Origin of the sequence: Pseudomonas boreofloridensis (assembly GCF_030580795.1) — a bacterium.
GTDB lineage: Bacteria > Pseudomonadota > Gammaproteobacteria > Pseudomonadales > Pseudomonadaceae > Aquipseudomonas > Aquipseudomonas boreofloridensis.
On record NZ_JAUQOQ010000011.1, the window covers coordinates 19,026 to 35,839 of the forward strand.

The following is a 16,814-nucleotide window of genomic DNA, read 5'->3' on the forward strand; positions in this document are numbered from 1 at the left end:
CCGATGCGCGACTATCTGTGGCTGCACACGTACTGCCTGAATCGCTTCGGCTCGGCCAAGGCGCTCGAAGCCTTCCTGCCGCAACCGCGCTCGGCCGCCCAGTTGCGCGCCCTGCCGGATGATCGCTACCTCTCGACCCTGGCGCTGCGGGTCTTTCGCGCCGGGCTCAAGCACAGTCTGGTGGACGCCAAGTGGCCCGCGTTCGAGCAGGTGTTCTTCGGCTTCGACCCGGAAAAGGTGGTGCTGATGAGCGCCGAGCATCTGGAGCGGTTGATGCAGGACACCCGCATCATCCGCCACTTGGGCAAGCTCAAGAGCGTGCCGCGCAACGCGCAGATGATCCTCGACGTGGCCAAGGAAAAGGGCAGCTTCGGCGCGTTCATCGCCGACTGGCCCGAGAACGACATCGTCGGCCTTTGGAAGTACCTGGCCAAGCATGGCAACCAGCTCGGTGGGCTGTCGGCGCCGCGCTTTCTGCGCATGGTCGGCAAGGATACCTTCGTGCCCACCGAAGACATGGCCGCCGCGCTGATCGCCCAGAAGGTGATCGACAAGGCGCCGACCAGCCAGCGCGACCTGGCGTTGGTGCAGGAGGTGTTCAATCGCTGGCACGAAGAAAGCGGGCGGCCGCTGTGTCAGTTGTCGGTGATGCTGGCCCATACCGTCAATCACTGAGACGGCGAGGCGGGCGCCTACCGACCTTCGCCCGCCATACGCCGTTCGAACTGGAACTTCCAGCGCACGAACAGCAAGGCGCTGACGAACAGCGCCAGGCTCACCAGCACTTCGATCCAGCCGAACAGCGCCCTGGCTGGGTCGAAGGCCGCCAGCACACCCTTGATGAAATAGAGGTTCACCACGAAGCAGGTCCAGGCATGTGCCCGGGCGCTGCCGATCAGCATGCCGGGCAGCAACAGCAGCAGCGGCACCAGCTCGATGGCCAGGATCACCGCGACGCGGGCGCCGTGCAGGTCGGCGAACCACACATCGTTCACCACCAGCAGGGCGATCAGGCCACAGAAGCAGGCCAGCGCCAGTGCGCGGGTCACGCGCAGGCGTGGAGCCAGCCAGTCGAGTGTCGGCAGTACCTTGGGTTTTTTAGCCACGTGCATGACTCAGCGCCTTGGCCGTGCTCGCCAAGCGTTGGCCCAGGGCGCGGCACAGGGCGATTTCGTGCTCGTCCAGCTCGCGCTTGCCATCGGCGCCGGCATGGTGACTGGCGCCATAGGGCGTGCCGCCGCCACGGGTTTCCAGCAAGGCGGACTCGCTGTAGGGCAGGCCGGTGACCAGCATGCCGTGGTGCATCAGCGGCAGCAGCATCGACAGCAGGGTGGTCTCCTGGCCGCCGTGCAGGCTGGCGGTGGAGGTGAACACGGCCGCAGGCTTGCCCACCAGTTCGCCACCCAGCCACAGGCTGCTGGTGCCGTCGAGGAAGTACTTCAGCGGCGCTGCCATGTTGCCGAAGCGGGTCGGGCTGCCCAAGGCCAGGCCCGCGCACTGGCGCAGGTCGTCCAGGTTGGCGTAGAGCGCGCCGCTGGCGGGGATGTCCGGCGCCACGGCTTCGCACTCGGTGGAAATGGCCGGTACGGTGCGCAGCCGCGCTTCTAGCCCGGCCATTTCGACGCCGCGGGCGATATGCCGGGCCATCTCGCTGGTGGAGCCGTGACGGCTGTAGTACAGCACCAGGATGTAGGGTTCGCTCATGGCAAGAGCTCCAGGACGTTTTCCGGGGGACGGCCGATCACGGCCTTGTCGTCGACGACGAGGATCGGGCGTTCGATCAGTTTCGGATGCTGGACCATGGCCTCGATCAGTTGTGCATCGCTGAGGGCGGGGTTGGCCAGGTCCAGGGTCTTGAATTCGTCTTCGCCGCTGCGCAGCAACTGGCGTGCGCCGATGCCGAGCTTGCCGAGCAGCGCGTGCAGGGTGGCCGCATCGGGCGGGGTTTCCAGGTAGCGCACGATGGTCGGTGCCAGGCCGCGGGCTTCCAGCAGTTCCAGGGCGCCACGGGATTTCGAGCAGCGTGGGTTATGGTAGAGGGTCAGTTCGGGCATGACGGGTCGCATCCAGCTGGGTGTGGCGGCTATTCTACCCGCTGCGTCCGACATTTCATGCTTTAAAACTTCGAGAAGGATTGACCCATGGCAAGGCGTTTGGCGGCTGCACTGGCGATCACCGCGAGCCTGTTGCTCGGCGGCTGCGGTGCAGACTACGGCGTGGACCAACACGGCAACACGGTAAAGGCCGAGCAGCTCGACGGGCACTGGCTGGTGCTCAACTACTGGGCCGAGTGGTGCGGTCCGTGCCGCACGGAAATCCCGGAACTGAACAGCGCGGCCCAGCAGTGGCAGGCGCAGGGCATCAAGGTGGTGGGGGTGAACTTCGATGGCCTGCAGGGCGACGATCTCAAGCAGGCGGCCCAGGCGCTCGGCATCGAATTCACCGTGCTGGCGCAGGATCCTGCCGAGCACTACGAGTTACCGCGCAGCGAGGCGTTGCCAGTGACCTACATCATCGATGACAAGGGCAAGGTGCGCGAGCAGTTGCTCGGCGAGCAGACGCTCGAAGGGCTCCAGGCCAAGATCAAGGCGTTGAAGGGCGGAGCCTGACGGTTATCAGGGCTGCTGCGCAGTCCATCGCGGGTCGACCGGCGATGGCGTGCTTGGCAGACCTGAATGACTTCAGTCTTCGTCAGCCCAGAAGCGCAGGGGCTTGCCTTCGGCAGGCCACAGGCGGATCTGCTCGATGCTCGAGACATCCCAGCGCTGCACGCTCTGCAGCGCTTTCAGATAGCGTTCTTCCTGCTCCATCAGTGCCGGGGCGCACAGCTTGCGGGTCTTGCCGACCTGGCCGAAGCTGAGCCGCTCGCCGTTCTGCGTGTAGCTGGCGAACCAGTGGTTGCAGCCGGCGGTGCCATAGGCGCGACCATCGTCGGCCAGGGTCAGGGTCAGGTGACTGTTGTCGATCAGCGGGCGTTCGCCGATCCATTCCAGGACATAGCTACGCTCGTGCTGCAGCTTCGAAGGCTCGGCGGCGCAGCCGAGCAGACCACTGAGCAGCACCGCGCAGGTCAACAGATGCTTCATTGGGCGCCTGCCTGGCACTGACGGCACAGGTGACGCTCGCCTTCGCTGCGCCAGCCCAGTTCGGCGATGCGGGCGCTGGCGGCCGGTTGGCGGGCCTTCTTGCCCAGTTTGGCGTCGACGGCGAACTCGAAGTCGAGCACGGCTTCGCACTGGTCGCACTTGACCTGCCAGGTAAGGATTTCCAGCTCGTTGAACACCGGGCCGCTGGCCACGGCAACCCACTGGCCGCGCGGGTTGATCAGGTGGCGCACGCTTTCGACGGTCAGGCGCATGGACAGGTCCTTGCTGCCCTTGAGGGTGACCAGCAGGGCGTCGCCCTTGTGCATCGAGCCGCCGTTGCCGGTCACCTGGTAGCGACCTGGCACCAGGGCGCGGCATTCGATCAGGGTGTGTTGCGGGTTGAAAAGGGTGTAGCGGAAATCGTGCTCGACCATGGGTCCTCCAGAAATGCCGCGTATCCTAACCCGTGACGGTGTTGCGCGCATCGCCTGCCGCCCAGTGGAGCACGTTGTCCAGCGTGGTGGCAGCGATCGCCGCCAAGGCTTCCTGGGTGAGGAAGGCCTGGTGGGCAGTGACGATGACGTTGGGGAAGGTCAGCAGGCGGGCCAGTACGTCGTCCTGCAGCGGCTGGTCGGAGCGGTCCTCGAAGAACAGCTGCGCTTCTTCCTCGTAGACATCCAGGCCCAGGTAGCCGAGTTGACCGTTCTTGAGCGCGTCGATCAGCGCCGGTGTGTCGACCAGCGCGCCGCGTCCGGTGTTGATCAGCATGGCGCCTGGCTGCAGGCTGGCCAGGCTGCGGGCGTTGATCAGGTGACGGGTGGCGTCGGTCAGCGGGCAGTGCAGGCTGATGATGCGCGACTCGCTGAGCAGTTCGGGCAGCTCCAGGTAGCGGGCCCCCAGTGCCAGCAACTCGGGATTGGGCTGCGGGTCGTAGGCCAGCAAGCGACAGCCGAAGCCGGCCATGATGCGGGCGAAGGTCGCGCCGATCTGTCCGGTGCCGACCACGCCTACGGTCTTGCCATGCAGGTCGAAGCCGGTCAGCCCGTGCAGAGTGAAGTCGCCGTCGCGGGTGCGGTTGTAGGCGCGGTGCAGGCGACGGTTGAGCGCCAGGATCAGCGCGACCGCGTGCTCGGCCACGGCGTGCGGCGAGTAGGCTGGTACCCGCACCACGGTCAGTCCCAGGCGCGCCGCTGCGGCCAGGTCCACGTGGTTGTAGCCGGCCGAGCGCAGGGCGATCAGGCGGGTGCCGCCGCTGGCCAGGCATTCCAGTACCTCGGCATCCAGCTCGTCATTGATGAAGGCGCACACCACGGCGAAACCCTGCCCCAGCGGTGCCGTGTCCAGGGTCAGGCGAGCGGGTTGAAAGTGCAGTTCCAGGCCGCTGTCGATGGCCGCCTGGCTGAAGCTTTCCTGGTCGTAGTGTTGGCTGCTGAACAACAGGATGCGCATGCGCGATACTCCTTCGGCAATCGGTTGTCAGGCGCTCAAGTGCGCCTGTTGCGCCAGACGCTCGATGGCCAGGTCCAACTCGTCGAGCGCCTGGGTGGTCTGGGGGCTGTCCTGCTTGAGCAAGGTTTCGGCGCGCTGGCAGGCCGCACGCAGTTGCGGCACCCCGCAATAGCGCGAAGCCCCGTTGAGGCGATGCACGCGCTCGATTATCGCCGCGCGGTCACCCAGCTCGCGCGCGCTGGCGATGGCCTGACGGTCGCCCTCCAGCGACGCCAGCAACATGGCCAGCATGTCGGCGGCCAGGTCCGCTTTGCCGGCTGCCAGGCGCAGGCCTTCCTCGTGATCCAGCACCAGCAGTTCGCTGCTGTCGGGCAGGCGTTCGCTGGCGCGCTCCGGCGGCGGCGTGCCGAGGTTCAGCCCGGTCCATTTCATCACCACCTGGGCCAGTTGGCGCTCGCTGATCGGCTTGGTCAGATAATCATCCATGCCGCTGTGCAACAAGGCGCGCTTTTCATTGGCCATGGCGTGCGCTGTGAGGGCGACGATGGGCAGCGGCGGATCGTTCTGGCGCGTTTCCCAGTCGCGGATCTGTTCGGTGCAGGCGCAGCCGTCCATGCCCGGCATCTGCACGTCCATCAGCACCAGGTCGAAGGGCGCAGCCTGGACTGCCTCCACCGCCGCGAAGCCGCTGTCCACCGCGACCACTTGGGCGCCCATGTCCTCGAGCAGGGTTTGCACCAGCAACAGGTTGGCCGGGTTGTCGTCGACGCACAGGATGCGCGGCAGGCGCGTGCCGATGCCCTGGCGCACATCGACGTTGGGGCGACTCGGTTGCATCAGCTCCAGCAGCAGGCGCCGCAGCTTGCGGGTGCAGGTGGGCTTGGACAGCAGTTGGCCGTGGCCATTGGGCAGGAACGGGTGGTACTGCGCCTGCTCGGTGGTCGGGCACAGCACCACGCATTGGCAGCCCAGACGCTCGAGCTGCTGGTGGTACTGGCCGAGGCGTTCCGGCGCGAGGATGCCGAGGTGGGCGCCAAGCACCGCCAGTTCGAACGGCTGCCCGGCCTGACTGGCCGCCTGCACCCCTTGCAGCAGTTGGTCGAACGAGCCGAACAGACTGACACTCAGGCCGCAATCCTCCAACTGATGCTGCAACGCCTGGCGCGCCAGTTCATGCCCATCGACGATCGCGGCGCGGCGACCGATCAGCGCCTGCAGCGGCAAGGCGTCGGTATCGTCATGGGCCTTGGGCAAGTTGAGGTTGATCCAGAACTGCGAGCCTTCGCCGGGCGTGCTGTCGACGCCGATTTCGCCGCCCATCTGCTCGATCAGGCGCTTGGAGATCACCAGTCCCAAGCCGGTGCCGCCGGGCTGGCGAGACAGCGAGTTGTCGGCCTGGCTGAAGGCCTGGAACAGCGCGCGCACGTCCTGCGGTGACAGACCGATGCCGGTGTCCTGCACGCTGATGCGCAACTGTGCGGTGTCCTCGTGTTCGTCCTCGACCATGGCGCGCACGACGATGGTGCCTTCGCGGGTGAACTTGATGGCATTGCTCACCAGGTTGGTGAGGATCTGCTTGAGCCGCAATGGGTCGCCGATCAGCGACAACGGCGTGTCGCGGTAGACCAGGCTGACCAGTTCCAACTGCTTGGCGTGGGCGGCGGGCGCCAAGATGGTCAGGGTGTCCTGGATCAGGTCGCGCAGGTTGAACGGAATGCTGTCGAGCACCAGCTTGCCGGCTTCGATCTTGGAGAAGTCGAGAATCTCGTTGATGATGCCCAGCAGGTTGTCGGCCGATTTCTCGATGGTACCCAGGTAGTCGAGCTGGCGCGGCGTGAGCTCGCTCTTTTGCAGCAGGTGGGTGAAGCCGAGGATACCGTTGAGCGGCGTGCGGATTTCGTGGCTCATGTTGGCGAGGAATTCGGACTTGATGCGGCTGGCCTCCAACGCTTCCTTGCGCGCCATGTCCAACTCGATGTTCTGGATCTCGATGGTTTCTAGGTTCTGGCGCACGTCCTCGGTGGCTTGGTCGATGCTGTGCTGCAACTCCTCGTGGGCATTGTGCAGGGTCTCGGCCATGCGGTTGATGCCGGCAGCCAACTCGTCCAGCTCGACGCTGCCCATCGGTGGCAGGCGTTCTTCGAGGTGGCCTTCCTTGAGCTGGGTGACGGCATGCTTGATGCGCCCGATCGGGCCGTTGATCGCCCGGCTCATGCGCAGCGCCAGCAGGGCGTTGAGGCTCAGGCAGGCAAGGATCAGCAGCAGGCTGGTGAATAGGTTGCGGTAGCCGCGCAGCAGGGTGCCGTCGTGGGACAGTTCGATCTCGACCCAGCCCAGCAGGCGTTCGCGCTCGTCCGGCACCGCCGCGGTGGCCAGGTCGCGGTGATGGCCGAACACCGGCATCAGGTAGCGCGTGGCGTCGTTGCCGCTGCGTTGCAGCAGTTGCGTGCCAGTGCCGCCGCTGGGCGGTGGGTTGAGCATGCTCGGGCCTGCGTGGGCCAGGCGCGAGCGGTTCGGGGCGAGGAACGCCACCGCGCGCACATCGGCCTGTTCCAGCGCCTCGGCGGCGATCCGCTCCAACTGCGCCGGCGTGTTCTGCGCCAGGGCTGGCGCGGCCAGCGGGGCCAGTTGCTCGGCGATCATCTTGCCGCGTTGCAGCAGTTGGCTGCGCAGTTCGTTCTGCTGCAGCCAGGTGAAATAACTGCCCAGCACCAGCGCCATCAGCCCGGCGGGCAGGAGGGCCAGCAGCAGGACGCGGCTTCTGATTCCCAAACGATCGAGCACACTGGTCTCCTGTCATGTGCGGGCGGGCCGTCCACGCAGGACGGCGAGCAGGCTGAACGTTACTCCGCGTTCGGCCCCAATGCACTGGGTTTGTGCACCTCGGTGTCGAGCGGGATCACGCAAGAACGCGCTGGAGCGATATAGCTGAATGCTATAGACCCCAACGATTGCGTGATATGGCCAAACCGGCTTTGCCGGTATGATAGTCGCCCCTGCCGTCCTGATTGCGAAACACGCCCATGACCCTGCAGTACCCAACCATCGCCGATTGCGTCGGCAACACCCCGCTGGTGCGCCTGCAGCGCATGGCCGGGTACACCAGCAACACCTTGCTGCTCAAGCTCGAAGGCAACAATCCTGCCGGTTCGGTCAAGGATCGCCCGGCGCTGTCGATGATCGCCCGAGCCGAACGGCGCAACCAGATCAAGCCCGGCGATACGCTGATCGAGGCTACCTCCGGAAATACCGGTATCGCCCTGGCCATGGCCGCAGCGATCAAGGGTTACAAGATGATCCTGATCATGCCGGACAACTCCACCGCCGAGCGCAAGGCCGCCATGACCGCCTACGGCGCCGAGCTGATCCTGGTGTCCAAGGAAGAGGGCATGGAAGGCGCGCGCGACCTGGCCGACAAACTGCAGGCCGAAGGCCGCGGCCTGGTGCTCGACCAGTTCGCCAATGGCGACAATCCCATCGCGCACTACACCAGCACCGGCCCGGAGATCTGGCAGCAGACCCAGGGCGGCGTGACCCATTTCATCAGTTCCATGGGCACCACTGGCACCATCATGGGCTGTTCGCAGTATCTCAAGGAGCAGAACCCGGCGGTGCAGATCGTCGGTCTGCAACCGATGGAAGGTTCGGCCATCCCCGGTATTCGCCGCTGGCCCGAGCAGTACCTGCCGAAGATCTTCGACGCCACGCGGGTGGATCGAGTGGTCGACATGTCCCAGGAAGAAGCCGAAGCGACCATGCGCCGGCTCGCCCGCGAAGAGGGCATTTTCTGTGGCGTGTCCTCTGGCGGTGCGGTGGCGGCGATGCTGCGTCTGTCCCGAGAAGTGGAAAATGCCGTGATGGTCGCGATCATCTGCGACCGCGGCGACCGCTACCTGTCCACCGGCCTGTTCGACGCGACCTGATGTCCAGAAAGAAAAGCACCAGCAGCAACCTGCGCTTCCAACCTGCCGGCGGCGATCGCCGCGCGCAGGTGCCCGTGGGCAAGAAACAGCGCCTGGACATCGAGCGCTTGGCCGGAGACGGTCGTGGCATCGCCTTCGTCGAGGGGCGCACCTGGTTCGTCAGCGGCGCCTTGGCGGGCGAGGCGGTCGAGGCGCGGGTGCTCAGTGCCCGCGGCAAGATCGTCGAAGCGCGCCTGGAGCGGGTGCTGCAAGGCAGCCCTGAACGTCGCGAAGCGCCGTGCCGACACTACGCCCGTTGCGGTGGCTGCACCGTGCAGCACCTGCCGCATGCCGCGCAGTTGGCGCTCAAGCAGCGTCAGTTGGCCGAGCAGTTGCAACGGCTGGCGGGTGTCCAGCCAGAGGCGTGGGCCGCGCCGTTGGCCGGGCCGGAGTTTGGCTACCGCCGCCGCGCACGCCTTGCCGTGCGCTGGGACGCCAAGGCCCGCGAGCTGCAGGTCGGTTTTCGTGCCGAGGCCAGCCAGGACATCATCGCCATCGACGATTGCCCGGTGCTGGTACAGCCCTTGCAGGCGATCCTGCGCCATTTGCCGACCGTGCTGCGCAGCCTGAGCACGCCGCAGGCCCTGGGGCATGTCGAGCTGTTCAGCGGCAGCGCCGAGTCGGTGCTGGTGCGTCATGTGTCCGCGTTGCCCGAGCAGGATGTGGCGCGGTTGCAGGCGTTCTGCCAGGAAGCCGGGGCGCAGCTCTGGCTGCAAGGCGAGGGCGAGCCTGCGCCCTGCGATCCCGCCTCCAGGCTGGGTTTCAGCCTGGCACCCTGGGGGCTGGAACTGGCCTGGCGGCCGGGCGACTTCGTCCAGGTCAATGCGCAGGTCAACACGCAGATGATCGAGCAGGCGCTGGCCTGGTTGAACGTGCAGCAGGACGAGCGGGTGCTGGACCTGTTCTGCGGCCTGGGCAACTTTGCCCTGCCGCTGGCACGTCAGGCGCGCGAAGTGGTCGCGGTGGAGGGCGTGCAAACCATGGTTGACCGCGCCGCCGCCAACGCGCAGGCCAACGATGTGCATAACGTGCGGTTTTTTCAGGCCGATTTATCGCAGTCGCTGGCCGCTGCCGAGTGGGCCGCCGAGGGCTTTTCTGCGGTACTCTTGGACCCACCTCGCGACGGTGCCCACGAGGTGGTGCAAGGCATCGCCCGGCTCAAGGCCCGGCGATTGGTGTACGTATCGTGCAACCCCGCGACGCTGGCGCGAGATGCGCAGGTGCTGGTCGGCCAGGGGTACCGGTTAAAAAGGGCCGGGATTCTCGACATGTTTCCTCAGACGGCCCATGTCGAGGCCATGGCGTTATTCGAAGCGGGCCAGTAACGGCTGGCCCCTTGGTAGCGCTTCCACGGAATGGAAGCGGTACGGTTGATTGCCAGTGCGTCCGTTGGGCGCGCTGTATGGAAAGGTAAACGAAACATGGTACAGGTGAGAGTGCACCAGCCGGTCAACACCGACGGCAGTATCAACCTCGATGCATGGCTTGATCATGTGGTGAGCGTCGATTCGGCGCTGGATCGCACGGCCCTCAAAGAGGCCTGCGATTTCGCCCAGGACGTCGAGAAGAAGGGCAACCCTGCCAAGCACTCCTGGGCCGACGGCACCTCGAGTTTCCAGGCGGGCCTGGAAATCGCCGAGATCCTCGCCGACCTCAAGCTCGACCAGGATTCGCTGGTCGCCGCCGTGATCTATCGCTCGGTGCGCGAGGGCAAGGTGACCTTGGCCGAGGTCGGTCAACGTTTCGGGCCCGTGGTGTCCAAGCTGGTCGACGGGGTGCTGCGCATGGCCGCCATCAGTGCCAGCCTCAGTCCGCGCCAGTCGCTGGTGCTCGGCTCCCAGGCCCAGGTGGAAAACCTGCGCAAGATGCTGGTGGCGATGGTCGATGACGTGCGTGTGGCGCTGATCAAGCTGGCCGAGCGCACCTGCGCCATCCGTGCGGTGAAGTCTGCCGATGACGAAAAGCGTCTGCGCGTGGCGCGCGAGGTGTTCGACATCTATGCACCGCTGGCCCACCGCCTGGGTATCGGCCACATCAAGTGGGAACTCGAAGACCTTTCGTTCCGCTACCTGGAGCCCGACCAGTACAAGCAGATCGCCAAGCTGCTGCACGAGCGACGGCTGGACCGCGAGCGGTTCATCTCCGATGTGATGAACCAATTGCAGAACGAACTGCTGGCCACCGGCGTCAAGGCCGACATCAGCGGCCGGGCCAAACATATCTATTCGATCTGGCGCAAAATGCAGCGCAAAGGCCTGGAATTCAGCCAGATCTACGACGTGCGTGCGGTGCGCGTGCTGGTCCCGGAAATCCGCGACTGCTACACCGCGCTGGGTATCGTCCACACCTTGTGGCGGCACATTCCCAAGGAATTCGACGACTACGTCGCCAATCCCAAGGAAAACGGCTACCGCTCGTTGCACACGGCGGTGATCGGCCCCGAGGGCAAGGTGCTCGAAGTGCAGATCCGCACCCACGGCATGCACGAAGAAGCCGAACTGGGCGTCTGTGCGCACTGGAAGTACAAGGGCACCGACGTCAAGTCCAGCTCCAACCATTACGAAGAGAAAATTTCCTGGTTGCGCCAGGTGCTGGAGTGGCACGAGGAACTCGGCGACATTGGCGGCCTGGCCGAGCAACTGCGGGTCGACATCGAGCCGGACCGGGTGTACGTGTTCACCCCCGATGGCCACGCCATCGACCTGCCCAAGGGCGCCACGCCGCTGGACTTCGCCTACCGCGTGCACACCGAGATCGGCCATAACTGCCGAGGCGCCAAGATCAACGGGCGCATCGTGCCGCTGAACTACAGCCTGCAGACCGGCGAGCAGGTGGAGATCATCACCAGCAAGCACGGCAGCCCGAGCCGTGACTGGCTGAACTCCAACCTGGGCTACGTCACCACCTCGCGGGCGCGGGCCAAGATCGTCCACTGGTTCAAGTTGCAGGCGCGCGACCAGAACGTCGCGGCCGGCAAGACCCTGCTCGAGCGCGAGCTCAGCCGCTTGGGGCTGCCGCAGGTCGACTTCGAACGCCTGGCGGAAAAGGCCAACGTCAAGACTGCCGAAGACCTGTTCGCGGCCCTGGGGGCTGGTGATCTGCGCCTGGCTCATCTGGTCAACGCCGCCCAGCAGTTGATCGAGCCGGAGCGCATCGAGCAGGTCGAGTTGATTCCGCGCGCGGCGCGCGGCACCCGTGCCGGCAAGCGCAGCGACATTCAGATCCAGGGGGTCGGCAACCTGCTCACGCAGATGGCGGGCTGCTGCCAGCCGCTGCCGGGCGATGCCATCGTCGGTTACATCACCCAGGGGCGCGGGGTGAGTATCCACCGCCAGGATTGCGCCTCGGTGCTGCAATTGGCTGGCAAGGAACCCGAGCGCATCATTCAGGTGAGCTGGGGGCCGATTCCGGTGCAGACCTATCCGGTCGATATCGTCATCCGCGCCTACGACCGGCCGGGGCTGCTGCGCGATGTGTCGCAGGTGCTGCTCAACGAGAAGATCAACGTGCTGGCGGTCAACACCCGGTCGAACAAGGAAGACAACACCGCGCTCATGTCGCTGACCATCGAGATTCCCGGCCTGGATGCATTGGGGCGCCTGCTCGGGCGCATCTCGCAACTGCCGAATATCATCGAGACGCGGCGTAACCGCACGCCCTGAGACCGTACCCCCTTGTCAGGCTGACCCCGCCCCAGTGGGCGCGGAGTCAGCCGCGATGAAACCGCCACCGAAGGACTTGCCCCCATGACTTACGCCCTGGACGACCTGCTGCACCTCATGGCCCGTCTGCGCGACCCGCAGTTCGGTTGCCCGTGGGATGTGGAGCAGGACTACGCCAGCATCGTCAAGCACACCCTTGAGGAAGCCTACGAGGTGGCCGATGCCATCGAGCAGGGCGATCTGGTCCAGTTGCAGGGCGAGCTCGGCGACCTGCTGTTCCAGGTGCTCTACTACAGCCAATTGGCGCGCGAGGACGGGCGGTTCGATTTTGCTGACGTGGTCGATTCGATCACCCGCAAGCTGATCCGTCGTCATCCCCACGTGTTCCCAACGGGCGACCTGTACGCACCCGTCGATGCCCCGCGCCTGAGCGAAGCGCAGGTCAAGGCGCGCTGGGAGCAGATCAAGGCCGAGGAGCGCGCCGAGAAGAGCACGCCTGAGCAGTTGTCGTTGCTCGACGATGTGCCGGCCGCCTTGCCGGCGCTATCGCGTGCGGCCAAACTGCAGAAGCGCGCCGCCACCGTCGGTTTCGACTGGCCCGAGGCGCTGCCAGTAGTGGACAAAGTCCGTGAAGAGCTCGACGAGGTGCTGCAAGCGATGGCCGAGGGCGATGCCCTGGCGCTGGAAGATGAAGTCGGCGACCTGCTGTTCGCTGCCGTGAACCTGGCTCGCCACCTCAAGTTGGACCCGGAGAACGCCCTGCGTGGCGCCAACCGTAAATTCGAACGACGTTTTCGCTTCATCGAGCAGGCACTGCGCGACGCCAGCCGCCCGATCGAAGCCTGTAGCCTTGACGAGCTGGACGCCCTCTGGGGCGAAGCCAAGCGTCAGGAAAAGAACCTGCCCAGCTGCGGCTGAGCCGATGCATAAGTGAGTGAACACCCATGAGCCTTTCCCTTCGCGATCAATTGCTCAAGGCCGGTCTGGTCAACCAGAAGCAGGTCTCCCAGACCAACAAGGCCGAGAAGAAACAGAAACGCCTGCAGCACAAAGGCCAGTTGGAGGTCGATGACAGCCAGCAGCGCCAGGCCAAGGAAGCCATGGCCGAGAAGGCCAGGAAAGACCAGGAACTGAACCGTCAGTTGCAGGAGAAGGCCGAGCAGAAAGCGCGTGCCGCCCAGGTCAAGCAACTGATCGAGGCCACCCGGCTGCCCAAGCTCAATACCGAGGACTACTTCAACTTCGTCGACGACAAGAAGGTCAAGCGCATCGCCGTCAATGCCCTGATGCGCAGCAAGCTGAGCAATGGCTCGTTGGCGATCGTTGCCCATGGCGGCGGCTATGAAGTGATTCCTCGCGAAGCCGCGGTGAAGGTCCAGGAGCGTGCGCCACAGCGCATCCTGCTGCTCAACACCCATGTCGAGGAAGCTGACGAGGACGATCCGTACGCGGCCTACAAGATCCCTGACGATCTCATGTGGTAAATGACGAAAACCCCGCCGAGGCGGGGTTTTTCGTGAATGGGTACTTACTGCGTGCGGCGCTGGTTCTCGAGGGTCTCGAGCTCCTGGCGGTACTGATGGGCTTGGTGCTCGTCATGGAACATGCCGACCAGTTGGCCCTGCTGGTGCACATCCCAGATCCGCACGCCAGCGGCCAGGCCTTCGTGGGACATTTTCGATTCGTCGCGTTCGGTTACTTGGACAGTCATCGGTAAACTCCACTTTCGTTGGTCTGCGACACTGTGTCGCACACGTTCTTTATAGAGTTTGTTAGCAGGCTAAGTAAATAAAACGACGATGAAACAATGTTCATCAATGTGCGGGGAACAAAACAAAGCCCCGCACAGGGCGTAATGCGGGTCACTTAAAGAATGCTGGGTCCGCTTCGCGGCCCATTCGCGGCACAAGGCCGCTCCCACAAAGTCCGCGCAAACCCTGAAACATAGGGCTGTACGGACCCTGTGGGAGCGGCCTTGCGCCGCGATGGGCTGCGCAGCAGCCCCAATTCCAGCAATACAGATATTAAGTGAACAGCATTACGCACAGGGCGGGGCTTGGGAAACAGCACAGAGGCGATCAGCTGCCTTTTACCGATTTGCCGTCGACCGTGCCGTCCTGCAGCACGATCACGTATTCCTTGCCATCGGTCTCCACCTGGCGCAGTTGCACCAGCAGGTAGTCCCAATCCTTGGCGAACCACAGCTCGGTGATACGTTTGCTCTGGCTTGGATCGCGGACACGCTCCACTTTCACGGCATCGACCTGACCGGTCTTGGTGGCGACCTTCTCGGTGCCCAGCACGCGGAAGTCGTAGGTGTCGATCTCGTCACCGTCGACCACTTGGTAGGTCATGCTCTTCTTGCCAGCGGCCACGTCATGTTGCAGCGCCAACTGGTAGGACGACTTGTCCAGCACGCCACGGTTGAGCGGCAGGCTGATGGCATCACCACGGTCGCTACCGGTGACTTTCTTGCTGCTCCAGTCGAAATCCAGGTCGACTTTCTTGGCCTTGCCCAGGCCGCCGCGTTCGAAGTGATACTTCTGCGGCAGCAGGGTGTCGTTTTCCATGCGCACCGTGCTCTGCTCGGTGAGGCTGGCGATCATCATGGACGCTTTGAAATTGAGGTCCCAGGTGCCGTTGGCATTCTTGACCAGGCTGCGCTCGGCGGTACCGCTCATGGGCAGTTGTTTCCAGTCGGCGGTATAGCTGGCCGAGAAGGGCTTCAGGTCAGCTGCCTGGAGCGGCAGGGCAAGCACGGCGAGAGCCAAAAACAGGGCGCGACGCATACATTCTCCTAGGGTCGAATCAAGTGGCCGCTGGCCGCCAGCGGCTGGCCATCCAGTAATGCACCGTGATCGCCCAGGCGCAAGCGTCCTTCAGCGAACCAGCGCACTGCCAGCGGATAAATCTGATGTTCCTGTCGGTGGACCCGTTGTGCCAGGCTCTGCGCATCGTCGCCTGGCGCGACCGCTACCACAGCCTGTACGACCAAGGGCCCGCCGTCGAGTTCCTCGGTGACGAAATGAACACTGCAACCGTGTTCCGTGTCGCCGGCCTCCAGCGCCCGCTGATGGGTATGCAGCCCCTTGTACTTGGGCAGCAGCGAGGGGTGGATGTTGAGCAGGCGGCCGTGGTAGTGGCGCACGAAGCCGCCACTGAGGATGCGCATGAAACCGGCGAGTACCACAAGGTCGGGAGCATAGCTGTCGATCAGGTGCATCAGCGCCGTATCGTACGCTTCACGCCCGGCGAAGCCGCCGTGTTCGAGCACGGCGGTGTCGATCCCGGCGGCGCGGGCACGCTCCAGCCCATAGGCGTCGGCGCGGTTGGCGATCACCGCGCCGATTCGCGCCGGGCTGCCCTCGGCGCGGCTACTGTCGATCAGCGCTTGCAGGTTGCTGCCGGACCCCGACAGCAGGACGACCACATTGCAGGACTTGCTCGGCATCAGTGTGCCTTGAGGTTGTGCAGCTCGACTTGCGCGGCGCCTTCGGCGGCCACGTCGATGCGACCGATCACCCAAGGCTGCTCGCCGGCCTGGCGCAGTACGGCCAGGGCGCCATCGACCTGGTCCTGGGCCACGCAGATGACCATACCTACGCCGCAGTTCAGCACGCGGTGCATTTCATGCTCGTCGACATTGCCTTTTTCCTGAAGGAAATCGAAGACTGCCGGACGCTGCCAGCTGGCCACATCGACCACGGCCTGGGCGCCTTTTGGCAGCACGCGCGGGATGTTGTCGAGCAGGCCGCCGCCGGTGATGTGGGCCATGGCCTTGACCGCGCCGGTCTTCTTGATCAGTTCCAGCAGCGGCTTGACGTAGATGCGCGTCGGCGCCATCAGCAGGTCGGCCAGCGGCTTGCCGTCGAGTTGGGTGTTGTCGATGTCGGTGTTGGACACTTCGAGGATCTTGCGGATCAGCGAGTAGCCATTGGAGTGCGGGCCGGAGGAGGGCAGGGCGATCAGGGCGTCGCCGGTGACCACTTTCGAGCCGTCGATGATTTCCGATTTTTCCACCACGCCGACGCAGAAACCGGCCAGGTCGTAGTCTTCGCCTTCGTACATGCCGGGCATTTCGGCGGTCTCGCCACCGACCAGCGAGCAGCCGGCCAGTTCGCAGCCGGCACCGATGCCGGTGACCACGGTGGCCGCGACGTCGACGTTGAGCTTGCCAGTGGCGTAGTAGTCGAGGAAGAACAGCGGCTCGGCGCCGCACACCACCAGGTCGTTGACGCACATGGCGACCAGGTCCTGACCGATGCTGTCGTGTTTGTTCAGGTTCAGCGCCAGGCGCAGCTTGGTGCCGACGCCGTCGGTGCCGGACACCAGCACGGGCTGCTTGTAGCCGGCCGGGATCTCGCAGAGGGCGCCGAAGCCGCCCAGGCCACCCATGACTTCAGGGCGTGCGGTGCGCTTGGCCACGCCCTTGATGCGTTCGACCAGTGCTTCGCCGGCGTCGATGTCTACACCGGCGTCCTTGTAGCTCAGGGAGGGTTGCTTGCTCATTGATCCAGGCCTTTAGAGGGAGGGATTCAGGAAAACGACCAGCGCGGCCAAGGCCGGCTTGGAGGGCGGCGGCTGCCTGTACGTGACTGGTCTGCGAAGGCGCGCGATTTTATCAGGGTTGCCCGGCAGCGGCCATCCTCCATTGA

Annotated in this window: 18 protein-coding genes; 7 read left to right on the forward strand and 11 right to left on the reverse strand. The window is 64.8% G+C overall.

The features are described from left to right. The first annotated feature begins 3 nt into the window (after positions 1–3). The gene (locus Q6A47_RS14515) at positions 4–675 is read left to right on the forward strand and encodes a DNA-3-methyladenine glycosylase I (RefSeq protein ID WP_029612926.1); all 672 of its coding nucleotides are present in this window, start codon (positions 4–6) and stop codon (positions 673–675) included. Positions 676–692: 17 nt separating this feature from the next. On the opposite strand, the gene Q6A47_RS14520 is transcribed toward Q6A47_RS14515, so the two are convergent. From Q6A47_RS14520 to arsC, 3 genes are read right to left on the reverse strand one after another with little or no spacing between them, the layout of a single operon-like run. After that, positions 693–1,106 carry a DUF2069 domain-containing protein gene (locus tag Q6A47_RS14520; RefSeq protein WP_304484703.1) on the reverse strand — a complete coding sequence of 138 codons (414 nt, stop codon included), beginning with the start codon at positions 1,104–1,106 and terminating at the stop codon, positions 693–695. Further along, positions 1,099–1,704, reverse strand: a complete 606-nt coding sequence (wrbA, locus tag Q6A47_RS14525; RefSeq protein ID WP_039576041.1) for an NAD(P)H:quinone oxidoreductase — start codon at positions 1,702–1,704, stop codon at positions 1,099–1,101. The genes Q6A47_RS14520 and wrbA overlap by 8 nt, the downstream gene beginning before the upstream one ends. Continuing rightward, positions 1,701–2,054, reverse strand: a complete 354-nt coding sequence (gene arsC, locus Q6A47_RS14530) for an arsenate reductase (glutaredoxin) (protein WP_029612922.1) — start codon at positions 2,052–2,054, stop codon at positions 1,701–1,703. Before arsC ends, wrbA begins: the two co-directional genes overlap by 4 nt. Positions 2,055–2,141: 87 nt before the next feature. On the opposite strand from arsC, the gene Q6A47_RS14535 reads away from it, so the two are divergent. Then, positions 2,142–2,609 carry a TlpA disulfide reductase family protein gene (locus Q6A47_RS14535; RefSeq protein ID WP_029612921.1) on the forward strand — a complete coding sequence of 156 codons (468 nt, stop codon included), beginning with the start codon at positions 2,142–2,144 and terminating at the stop codon, positions 2,607–2,609. 72 nt (positions 2,610–2,681) lie between these two features. Here the strand turns inward: Q6A47_RS14535 and Q6A47_RS14540 are convergent, their stop codons facing one another. The 4 genes from Q6A47_RS14540 to Q6A47_RS14555 are packed head-to-tail and all read right to left on the reverse strand — an operon-like array spanning position 2,682 to position 7,319. Beyond that, positions 2,682–3,086 (reverse strand): META domain-containing protein, encoded by a 405-nt coding sequence (locus Q6A47_RS14540; protein WP_304484628.1) that lies wholly within the window; start codon positions 3,084–3,086, stop codon positions 2,682–2,684. After that, complete coding sequence (locus Q6A47_RS14545) at positions 3,083–3,520, reverse strand: hypothetical protein (RefSeq protein ID WP_039576049.1); 438 nt, start codon at positions 3,518–3,520, stop codon at positions 3,083–3,085. Before Q6A47_RS14545 ends, Q6A47_RS14540 begins: the two co-directional genes overlap by 4 nt. 25 nt (positions 3,521–3,545) lie before the next feature. Next, positions 3,546–4,535: a 2-hydroxyacid dehydrogenase gene (locus tag Q6A47_RS14550; protein WP_304484629.1), complete on the reverse strand. Its 990-nt coding sequence runs from the start codon at positions 4,533–4,535 to the stop codon at positions 3,546–3,548. A 27-nt stretch (positions 4,536–4,562) separates the two neighbouring features. Next, on the reverse strand, positions 4,563–7,319 hold the full coding sequence (locus Q6A47_RS14555) for a response regulator (protein ID WP_304484630.1): 2,757 nt from the start codon (positions 7,317–7,319) through the stop codon (positions 4,563–4,565). Positions 7,320–7,558: 239 nt separating this feature from the next. On the opposite strand from Q6A47_RS14555, the gene cysM reads away from it, so the two are divergent. From cysM to Q6A47_RS14580, 5 genes are all read left to right on the forward strand, one after another. Next, a complete protein-coding gene (cysM, locus tag Q6A47_RS14560) occupies positions 7,559–8,458 on the forward strand; it encodes a cysteine synthase CysM (protein WP_304484631.1) in 900 nt (299 codons plus the stop codon). Next, on the forward strand, positions 8,458–9,822 hold the full coding sequence (gene rlmD, locus Q6A47_RS14565; protein ID WP_304484632.1) for a 23S rRNA (uracil(1939)-C(5))-methyltransferase RlmD: 1,365 nt from the start codon (positions 8,458–8,460) through the stop codon (positions 9,820–9,822). The genes cysM and rlmD overlap by 1 nt, the downstream gene beginning before the upstream one ends. A gap of 96 nt (positions 9,823–9,918) precedes the next feature. Beyond that, positions 9,919–12,159, forward strand: coding sequence for a GTP diphosphokinase (gene relA / locus Q6A47_RS14570; protein WP_029612913.1), 2,241 nt, complete (start codon positions 9,919–9,921; stop codon positions 12,157–12,159). A gap of 84 nt (positions 12,160–12,243) precedes the next feature. Further along, the gene (gene mazG, locus Q6A47_RS14575; protein WP_304484633.1) at positions 12,244–13,077 is read left to right on the forward strand and encodes a nucleoside triphosphate pyrophosphohydrolase; all 834 of its coding nucleotides are present in this window, start codon (positions 12,244–12,246) and stop codon (positions 13,075–13,077) included. A gap of 26 nt (positions 13,078–13,103) precedes the next feature. Beyond that, positions 13,104–13,643, forward strand: coding sequence for a DUF2058 domain-containing protein (locus tag Q6A47_RS14580; RefSeq protein WP_029612912.1), 540 nt, complete (start codon positions 13,104–13,106; stop codon positions 13,641–13,643). A gap of 44 nt (positions 13,644–13,687) precedes the next feature. Here the strand turns inward: Q6A47_RS14580 and Q6A47_RS14585 are convergent, their stop codons facing one another. The 4 genes from Q6A47_RS14585 to purM all read right to left on the reverse strand — a co-directional run bounded on the left by Q6A47_RS14585 (position 13,688) and on the right by purM (position 16,668). Continuing rightward, positions 13,688–13,870 (reverse strand): hypothetical protein, encoded by a 183-nt coding sequence (locus Q6A47_RS14585; RefSeq protein WP_029614650.1) that lies wholly within the window; start codon positions 13,868–13,870, stop codon positions 13,688–13,690. Positions 13,871–14,237: 367 nt separating this feature from the next. After that, entirely contained in the window at positions 14,238–14,948 is a 711-nt protein-coding gene (locus Q6A47_RS14590) for a DUF3108 domain-containing protein (RefSeq protein WP_029614649.1), read from the reverse strand. 8 nt (positions 14,949–14,956) lie between these two features. Continuing rightward, a complete protein-coding gene (gene purN / locus Q6A47_RS14595) occupies positions 14,957–15,610 on the reverse strand; it encodes a phosphoribosylglycinamide formyltransferase (RefSeq protein WP_304484634.1) in 654 nt (217 codons plus the stop codon). After that, positions 15,610–16,668 (reverse strand): phosphoribosylformylglycinamidine cyclo-ligase, encoded by a 1,059-nt coding sequence (gene purM / locus Q6A47_RS14600; protein ID WP_039576061.1) that lies wholly within the window; start codon positions 16,666–16,668, stop codon positions 15,610–15,612. The genes purN and purM overlap by 1 nt, the downstream gene beginning before the upstream one ends. Positions 16,669–16,814 lie beyond the last annotated feature (146 nt).

Bases quoted from the DNA above. Each gene is read 5' to 3' on its own strand.
- Q6A47_RS14515 (WP_029612926.1), top strand. From the start codon at position 4: ATGCGCGACTATCTGTGGCTGCACACGTACTGCCTGAATCGCTTCGGC.
- wrbA (WP_039576041.1), bottom strand. From the start codon at position 1,704: ATGAGCGAACCCTACATCCTGGTGCTGTACTACAGCCGTCACGGCTCC.
- arsC (WP_029612922.1), bottom strand. From the start codon at position 2,054: ATGCCCGAACTGACCCTCTACCATAACCCACGCTGCTCGAAATCCCGT.
- Q6A47_RS14535 (WP_029612921.1), top strand. From the start codon at position 2,142: ATGGCAAGGCGTTTGGCGGCTGCACTGGCGATCACCGCGAGCCTGTTG.
- Q6A47_RS14540 (WP_304484628.1), bottom strand. From the start codon at position 3,086: ATGAAGCATCTGTTGACCTGCGCGGTGCTGCTCAGTGGTCTGCTCGGC.
- Q6A47_RS14545 (WP_039576049.1), bottom strand. From the start codon at position 3,520: ATGGTCGAGCACGATTTCCGCTACACCCTTTTCAACCCGCAACACACC.
- Q6A47_RS14550 (WP_304484629.1), bottom strand. From the start codon at position 4,535: ATGCGCATCCTGTTGTTCAGCAGCCAACACTACGACCAGGAAAGCTTC.
- cysM (WP_304484631.1), top strand. From the start codon at position 7,559: ATGACCCTGCAGTACCCAACCATCGCCGATTGCGTCGGCAACACCCCG.
- rlmD (WP_304484632.1), top strand. From the start codon at position 8,458: ATGTCCAGAAAGAAAAGCACCAGCAGCAACCTGCGCTTCCAACCTGCC.
- relA (WP_029612913.1), top strand. From the start codon at position 9,919: ATGGTACAGGTGAGAGTGCACCAGCCGGTCAACACCGACGGCAGTATC.
- mazG (WP_304484633.1), top strand. From the start codon at position 12,244: ATGACTTACGCCCTGGACGACCTGCTGCACCTCATGGCCCGTCTGCGC.
- Q6A47_RS14580 (WP_029612912.1), top strand. From the start codon at position 13,104: ATGAGCCTTTCCCTTCGCGATCAATTGCTCAAGGCCGGTCTGGTCAAC.
- Q6A47_RS14585 (WP_029614650.1), bottom strand. From the start codon at position 13,870: ATGACTGTCCAAGTAACCGAACGCGACGAATCGAAAATGTCCCACGAA.
- Q6A47_RS14590 (WP_029614649.1), bottom strand. From the start codon at position 14,948: ATGCGTCGCGCCCTGTTTTTGGCTCTCGCCGTGCTTGCCCTGCCGCTC.
- purN (WP_304484634.1), bottom strand. From the start codon at position 15,610: ATGCCGAGCAAGTCCTGCAATGTGGTCGTCCTGCTGTCGGGGTCCGGC.
- purM (WP_039576061.1), bottom strand. From the start codon at position 16,668: ATGAGCAAGCAACCCTCCCTGAGCTACAAGGACGCCGGTGTAGACATC.